The 6881-nt window shown below is 69.3% G+C and carries 5 protein-coding genes and 1 pseudogene; 4 read left to right on the forward strand and 2 right to left on the reverse strand.

Going from position 1 to position 6881, the window contains the following annotated elements; all coding sequences use genetic code 11:
- Positions 1–436, reverse strand: a pseudogene (locus A9X00_RS24815) (amidohydrolase family protein); the annotation flags it as partial.
- A gap of 13 nt (positions 437–449) precedes the next feature.
- Positions 450–2015: a signal recognition particle protein gene (gene ffh / locus A9X00_RS24820; RefSeq protein WP_067159572.1), complete on the reverse strand. Its 1566-nt coding sequence runs from the start codon at positions 2013–2015 to the stop codon at positions 450–452.
- A gap of 136 nt (positions 2016–2151) precedes the next feature.
- Between ffh and A9X00_RS24825 the strand changes: the two genes are divergently transcribed.
- The 4 genes from A9X00_RS24825 to A9X00_RS24840 form a co-directional block, all read left to right on the forward strand.
- Positions 2152–2949: an alpha/beta hydrolase gene (locus A9X00_RS24825; RefSeq protein WP_067159575.1), complete on the forward strand. Its 798-nt coding sequence runs from the start codon at positions 2152–2154 to the stop codon at positions 2947–2949.
- Positions 2950–3045: 96 nt separating this feature from the next.
- Positions 3046–4764 (forward strand): DEAD/DEAH box helicase, encoded by a 1719-nt coding sequence (locus A9X00_RS24830; protein ID WP_067159578.1) that lies wholly within the window; start codon positions 3046–3048, stop codon positions 4762–4764.
- Between the two features lie 52 nt (positions 4765–4816).
- On the forward strand, positions 4817–6178 hold the full coding sequence (locus A9X00_RS24835; RefSeq protein ID WP_067159581.1) for a PE domain-containing protein: 1362 nt from the start codon (positions 4817–4819) through the stop codon (positions 6176–6178).
- Between the two features lie 275 nt (positions 6179–6453).
- Positions 6454–6881 (forward strand): PE family protein (locus A9X00_RS24840; RefSeq protein ID WP_082975499.1); only part of this gene is annotated, 428 nt, incomplete at its 3' end.

The raw sequence follows: 6881 nt of genomic DNA on the forward strand, positions 1-6881 counted from the left end.
CGACGAGCTTGACCCAGCCGTCGCCGCGGCGGGCCTCCCGGGCCACCGCATCCGGCAGCTGGGATTCGTCCTCGAGTTCGTCGGCGAAGCCGCGCGAGTAGCGCTTGGGCCGGGCCAGGTGCTTGCCGGCCCGGATGATGCGGGGCAGGTCGTCGCGGTCGTCGAGGCTGCGGGTGTCGGTCGGGGAGCCGCAGTCCCGCAACAGCAGCGCGCCGGCGTCGCGTTCGGCCTCGGCCTGGCCGACGGCCTCATCGAGCGGGATCTCGCCGTCGTCGCCGAGCCCGACGTGACAGTGCGCGTCCACCAGGCCCGGCACGATCCAGCCCCCGTCAAAGACGGTGTCGGCGCCCGCGACCGGTTCGGTGCTGATGCGGCCGTCGACGACCCACAGCTGGACCTCGGTCTCGCCGGGCAGCTCCAGGCCCCGCAGGCGCATCCGCACGGCGCGGCTAGTTCTTGCCGGGGTTGCCGGGGAACTTCAGCTTGGACAGGTCGAAGTCGGCCAGGCCGGGTGGCAGCTCGTCGAGGCCCTTGGGCATCTGCGACAGGTCGGGGAACCCGGCGGGCATGCCCTGCATCAGCGGGTTCCTGGCCTTGGGCGGCGTCGGCCCCCGCCCGCCCTTCTTGCCCTTCTTCCCCTTCGCGCCCTTGGCCTTTCGGGTCGACGACTTGCGGCCGATACCGGGGATGCCCATGCCGCCGAGCATGGACGACATCATCTTGCGGGCCTCGAAGAAGCGGTCGACCAGCTGATTGACCTCCGCCACCGTCACCCCGGAGCCGTTGGCGATGCGGAGCCGCCGCGACGCGTTGATGATCTTCGGGTCGGCGCGCTCCTGCGGCGTCATCCCGCGGATGATGGCCTGCAGCCGGTCGAGTTGCTTGTCGTCGACCTCGGCCAGCGCGTCCTTCATCTGGCCGGCGCCGGGCAGCATGCCCAGCAGGTTGCCGATCGGACCCATCTTGCGGATGGCCAGCATCTGTTCGAGGAAGTCCTCCAGTGTGAGTTCGCCGGTGCCGATCTTGGCGGCGGCCTCCTCGGCGCGTTGCGCGTCGAAGACCTGCTCGGCCTGCTCGATCAGCGTCAGCACGTCGCCCATGCCCAGGATGCGGCTGGCCATCCGGTCCGGGTGGAAGATGTCGAAGTCCTCGAGCTTCTCGCCGCTGGACGCGAAAAGGATTGGGACGCCGGTGACCTCGCGGACCGACAACGCGGCGCCGCCGCGGGCGTCACCGTCGAGCTTGGTCAGCACCACGCCGGTAAAGCCGACGCCCGCGCCGAACGCCTCGGCGGTGGCGACGGCGTCCTGGCCGACCATCGCGTCGAGGACGAACAGCACCTCGTCGGGCTCGACGGCGTCCCGGATGGCCGCGGCCTGCGCCATCAGCTCGTCGTCGATGCCCAGCCGGCCCGCGGTGTCGACGATGACGACGTCGAAGTGCTTGGCGCGGGCCTCAGCGAGGCCGGCCGCGGCGACGGCGACCGGGTCTGGGGGCCCGACATCGGGCCCCGGTGCACCGGCTCCGGGATGTGGCGCGAACACCGGAACCCCGGCCCGCTCGCCGACGACCTGCAGCTGGTTCACCGCAGCCGGCCGCTGCAGGTCGCACGCCACCAGCAGCGGCGTGTGCCCCTGGCCGCGCAGCCACGCGGCCAGCTTGCCGGCCAGCGTCGTCTTACCGGAGCCCTGCAGACCGGCGAGCATGATCACGGTCGGCGGCGTCTTCGCGAACGCCAGCTGGCGGGTCTCGCCGCCCAGGATGCCGATCAGTTCCTCGTTGACGATCTTGACGACCTGCTGCGCCGGGTTCAGCGCACCGGAGACCTCGGCGCCCTTGGCGCGCTCCTTGATCCGCCCCACGAACGCGCGCACCACGGGCAGCGACACATCCGCTTCGAGCAGCGCCAGCCGGATCTCGCGGGTGGTGGCCTCGATGTCGGCGTCGGTCAGACGACCTTTGCCGCGCAGCCCCTGTAGGGCGCCGGTCAATCGGTCGGACAGCGATTCAAACACCCCGCCAGCCTAGTGGTTGCGGACTGAACGCCGAGCGTGCGGCTGGCCGCACATTCGGCGCCGAGCGTGCGGCTACCCGCACACTCGCGCCACCGAGGGGCTTGACGTCGCGACGCGAGCGAACAAAAGTCGGCTCATGCTCGAGGTGATCGACAAGGGTTCGTGCACCGATGCCCACCCGGCGCCGCTGCTCTTCGTGCACGGCGGCTGGCACGGCGCGTGGTGCTGGGACGACGGTTTCCTGGACTTCTTCGCCGACGCGGGCTATCGCGCGGTCGCCATGAGCCTGCGCGGGCACGGCACCAGCCCCACCGACAAGCCGCTGCCGAAGGTTTGCATCGAGGACTACATCGACGACGTCCGTTCGGTGGCTGACGACCTGGGCGGCGCGCCGGTGCTGATCGGGCATTCCCTGGGCGGCTACACGATCCAGCGCTACCTGGAAGACCGAACGGCGCCGGCCGCGGTGCTGGTGGGCTCCCTGCCGCCGTCGGGTGTGCTCGGGGCGGCGCTGCGCGTCTGGCGCCGGCGGCCCTGGATGACCGTGCACTCGTTCAACGACCCCACGTTGGTCAAGTTCCTCCGCACGTCGGCCCTGGCCCGCACATACCTCTTCTGCAAGGACACGCCCGAGGAAGTCGTCCTATCTTGCTGGCACCGCGCCGGTCCCGAGAGCATCCGCGCGGCGATGACCGACCCGATGTTCCGCCGGGTCAAAACCGACCGCGTCACCACGCCGATGCTGGTGCTCGGCGCCGTGCACGACGGCTTCGTCAGCGTCGGCGCGGTGCGCGCCACGGCGCGCGCGTACCGGACCGAGCCGGAGTTCTTCCGGATGGGTCACAACATGATGCTCGAAACGGGATGGGCCGACGTCGCCAAACGAATCCACACCTGGCTCGAGGCCCGCGACCTGGCGGCCCACGCCGGCTAGACGCGATCGCGTGCGTCGCTGCTGCGCCGAAAAGCGTTGGCATGCTACATTTCACACCCGCCGCCGAACCGAGCTGGCCGTGTCGAGGATGCAACTTTGGGGGGAGCTGTTTCGGTGCAGGCGGGCAGCGACACCGGCACGGCATTGCGCGGCTGGCAGCGCAGGGCGCTGGTGAAATACCTTGCCACCCAGCCGCGCGATTTCCTGGCCGTCGCCACCCCCGGCTCCGGCAAGACGACGTTCGCGCTGCGGGTGGCGGCCGAGCTGCTCGGTCAGCGCGCCGTCGAGCAGGTCACCGTCGTGGTGCCCACCGAGCACCTCAAGGTGCAGTGGGCGCTGGCGGCGCAGCGGCACGGCCTCGCGCTGGACCCGAGGTTCTCCAACACCAGTCCCCAGACCTCGCCGGAGTATCACGGCGTGATGGTCACCTACGCGCAAGTCGCCGCGCACCCGACGCTGCACCGCGTGCGCACCGAGCAGCGCAAGACCCTGGTCATCTTCGACGAGATCCATCACGGCGGTGACGCGAAAACCTGGGGCGAGGCCATCCGGGAGGCGTTCAGCGACGCCACCCGCCGGCTCGCGTTGACGGGCACGCCTTTTCGCAGCGACGACAGCCCCATCCCGTTCGTCACGTACGCCTCCGGCGCCGACGGGGTGCTGCGGTCGCAGGCCGACCACACCTACGGCTACACCGAGGCGCTGGCCGACGGCGTGGTCCGGCCGGTGGTGTTCCTCGCCTATTCCGGGCAGGCCCGCTGGCGGGACAGCGCCGGCGAGGAGCACGCCGCGCGCCTGGGCGAGCCGCTGTCCGCCGAACAGACCGCGCGGGCGTGGCGCACGGCGCTCGACCCCGCCGGCGAATGGATGCCCGCGGTGATCGCGGCCGCCGACGAGCGGCTGCGCCAAAAGCGGGCGCACGTGCCCGACGCCGGCGGCATGATCATCGCCTCGGATCGCACGGCGGCCCGCGCCTACGCCGCCCTGCTGACGAAGCTGACCTCGGAGGCGCCGACGGTGGTGCTGTCCGATGATCCCGGGTCGTCGGCCCGGATCACCGAGTTCGCCGAGAGCACCAGCCGCTGGCTGGTCGCGGTGCGCATGGTCTCCGAGGGCGTCGACGTCCCCCGGCTGTCGGTCGGGATCTACGCCACCAGCGCCTCGACGCCGCTGTTCTTCGCCCAGGCCATCGGCCGGTTCGTGCGGTCGCGCCGGGCCGGCGAAACCGCGAGCATCTTTGTGCCGTCAGTGCCGAGCCTGCTGCAGCTGGCCAGCGAGCTGGAGGCCCAACGCAACCACGTGCTCGGCCAACCGCACCGTGAGGAGGCCGATCCCCTCGACGGTGACCCCGCCGTGCGGGCGCAGACCGAAAAGACGGAAACGGAAAAGGGTTTCACCTCGCTGGGCGCCGATGCCGAGCTGGACCAGGTCATCTTCGACGGGTCCTCGTTCGGCACCGCCGCGCCGGCCGGTAGCGAGGAAGAGGCCGACTACCTCGGCATCCCCGGACTGCTCGACGCCGAGCAGATGCGCGCCCTGCTGCACCGGCGCCAGGACGAGCAGCTGGCCAAGCGGGCCGCCAACGGTTCGCCGCCGGTTCCCGTTCCGTCGATGCACGGCCAGCTGCGCGACCTGCGCCGCGAGCTCAACACCCTCGTGTCGGCGACACACCACCGGACCGGCAAGCCGCACGGCTGGATCCACAACGAACTGCGCCGTCGGTGTGGTGGCCCGCCGATCGCCGCGGCGACGCGCGAGCAAATTCAGGAGCGCATCCAAGCCCTGCGCCAGCTGAACTCCGAGCAGTCCCGATAGGCCCCCGTTTTCCCGAAGCGCCCCGTAATTCGGCGTACGCTGCGCGTATCACATGATCGCCAGCGAGCGGCCGGGTAGTACCGGGGCGCGGCTTGGAGGTGTGGAATTGTCGTATCTGATCTCGGCGCCGGAGGTAATGACCTCGGCGGCAACGGATTTGGCCAATATCGGCTCGACACTCGACCTGGCCAACGCGGCTGCGGCCGCCCCGACCACGGGGATCGTGGCGGCGGCGAAGGATGAGGTGTCGGCCGCGATCGCGGAGCTGTTTTCCAGCCACGGCCGGCAGTTTCAGGCGCTCAGGGCTCAGGCCGCGGAGTTCCACGCCCAGTTCGCGCAGATGTTGAACGCCTCCGGCGGTGCCTATGCGGCCGCCGAGGCGGCTGGCGCCTCGGGGATCACCGGGTACATCAACATGCTCGCCTCCGACATCATGGGGTCGCCGCCCTCGCTCGTCTCGGCAACGCAGGGTGCGATCTTCACCGGCACACCGTCGTTGGCGAGCCGGATTTCGACCGCTTCGCTGTTTGCGATACGAGACTTTGCGAACCTCCTTCCGCCCGAGCTCAGCACTCAACTGGCACAGCGAGTCGTCGCTCCGCTCCTGTCGGTGGAATTCACCAACTCTCCGCCGAAGATCTTGCCGCTGCTGTTCGGGGAAACGGTGCAGCACACCACGTTTGACGGGATGAACGTCGTGCAGATCACCCCGGCTCATCCGTCCGGTCACTACGTGGTCGCCCTGTACGGCGGCGCCTTTGCCCTTAAACCGACGTTCTTCCACTGGCTCGATTACACGCTGATGGCGTACCAGACCGGCGCGACCATCGAAGTGCCGCTCTACCCGCTCGTGCAGCAAGGAGGCACCGCCGGCACGGTGGTTCCCGAAATTGCCGACTTCATCTCCACGCAGGTCGGCCTGCACGGGGCACCCAACGTCAGCGTGACCGGGGACTCCTCGGGAGGCAACCTGGCGCTGGCTGCCGTCGAGTACATGGTGGCCCATAACGAAACCATTCCGGCGTCACTGGTTCTGCTGGCCCCGTGGTTGGACGTGAGTGATAGCAATCCAAACATTGCGCTCATCAACGATCCCTTTGTGAATTCGCCGTTGATCAGTGGGCTCTTCGGGTCCGGGGCAGTTGTCGCCCCCCAATGGGCGGGCAACCTTCCCGAGAACGACCCGCTGGTGAGCCCGCTGTATGGCTCGCTCCACGGACTGCCGCCGACCTACGTCTACGTGGGCTCGTTCGATTCGCTCTCGGCCGACGCGATCGTCCTCCAGCAAGAAGCCGTGGCTCAACACGCCCCGATCAGCTTCGTGCTGGCCAACGACCAGATCCACGACTGGCTTTATCTCACTCCCGACGGTTTCCAGTTGCTCCCGCAGATCTACCAGGAACTCGGCATATAAGCGGGCACGGCGGGCCTACGCCTCCAGGCCGCCCAGAACCGCCAGCAGCTGCTTCTCCACCGCCGCCTGCGCGTCCGGCTCGTCGGGCAGCTCCACGCAGGACACGTCGGCCACCGTCGACCCGAACGTGTCGACCTTCGCCCGCGCGATGTCCTGAGAATTAGGTAATCGACTACTGAGGCTTCCCCCAGACCCCTTGCTTACGGTGCACCTACCTGACAGTTGAGGACCGCCGGGCTAGTGACAACCAGGGGCTGGCCAGTAGGAGGATCGACATGTCGTATGTAATCGCGGCGCCGGAGATAATGACCTCGGCGGCAACGGATCTGTCCAACATCGGCTCAGCGCTGGGCGTCGCGCAAGCGGCGGCGGCCGCCCCGACGACAGGGGTGCTGGCCGCGGCTGAGGATGAGGTGTCGGCGGCGATTGCGGCGGTGTTCTCCGCCCATGGCCAGGGATTTCAGGCACTCGGTGCGCAGGCGGCGGCGTTTCATGACCAGTTTGTGCAGGCCTTGAACAGCGCGGCGGGCGCGTATGCGGCTGCCGAGGCGGCCAATGTCTCGCCGTTGCAGACCCTGGAGCAGGACCTGCAGGCCTTCGCGTTAGCCCCGGTGAAGTTTCTGACGGGGCGCCCGTTGTTTGGCGATGGCGCCAACGGCGCACCGGGCTCGGGGGCGAACGGTGGCAATGGCGGGTGGCTGAT

It is taken from the genome of Mycobacterium sp. 1245805.9, assembly GCF_001672915.1.
Classification (GTDB): Bacteria; Actinomycetota; Actinomycetes; order Mycobacteriales; family Mycobacteriaceae; genus Mycobacterium.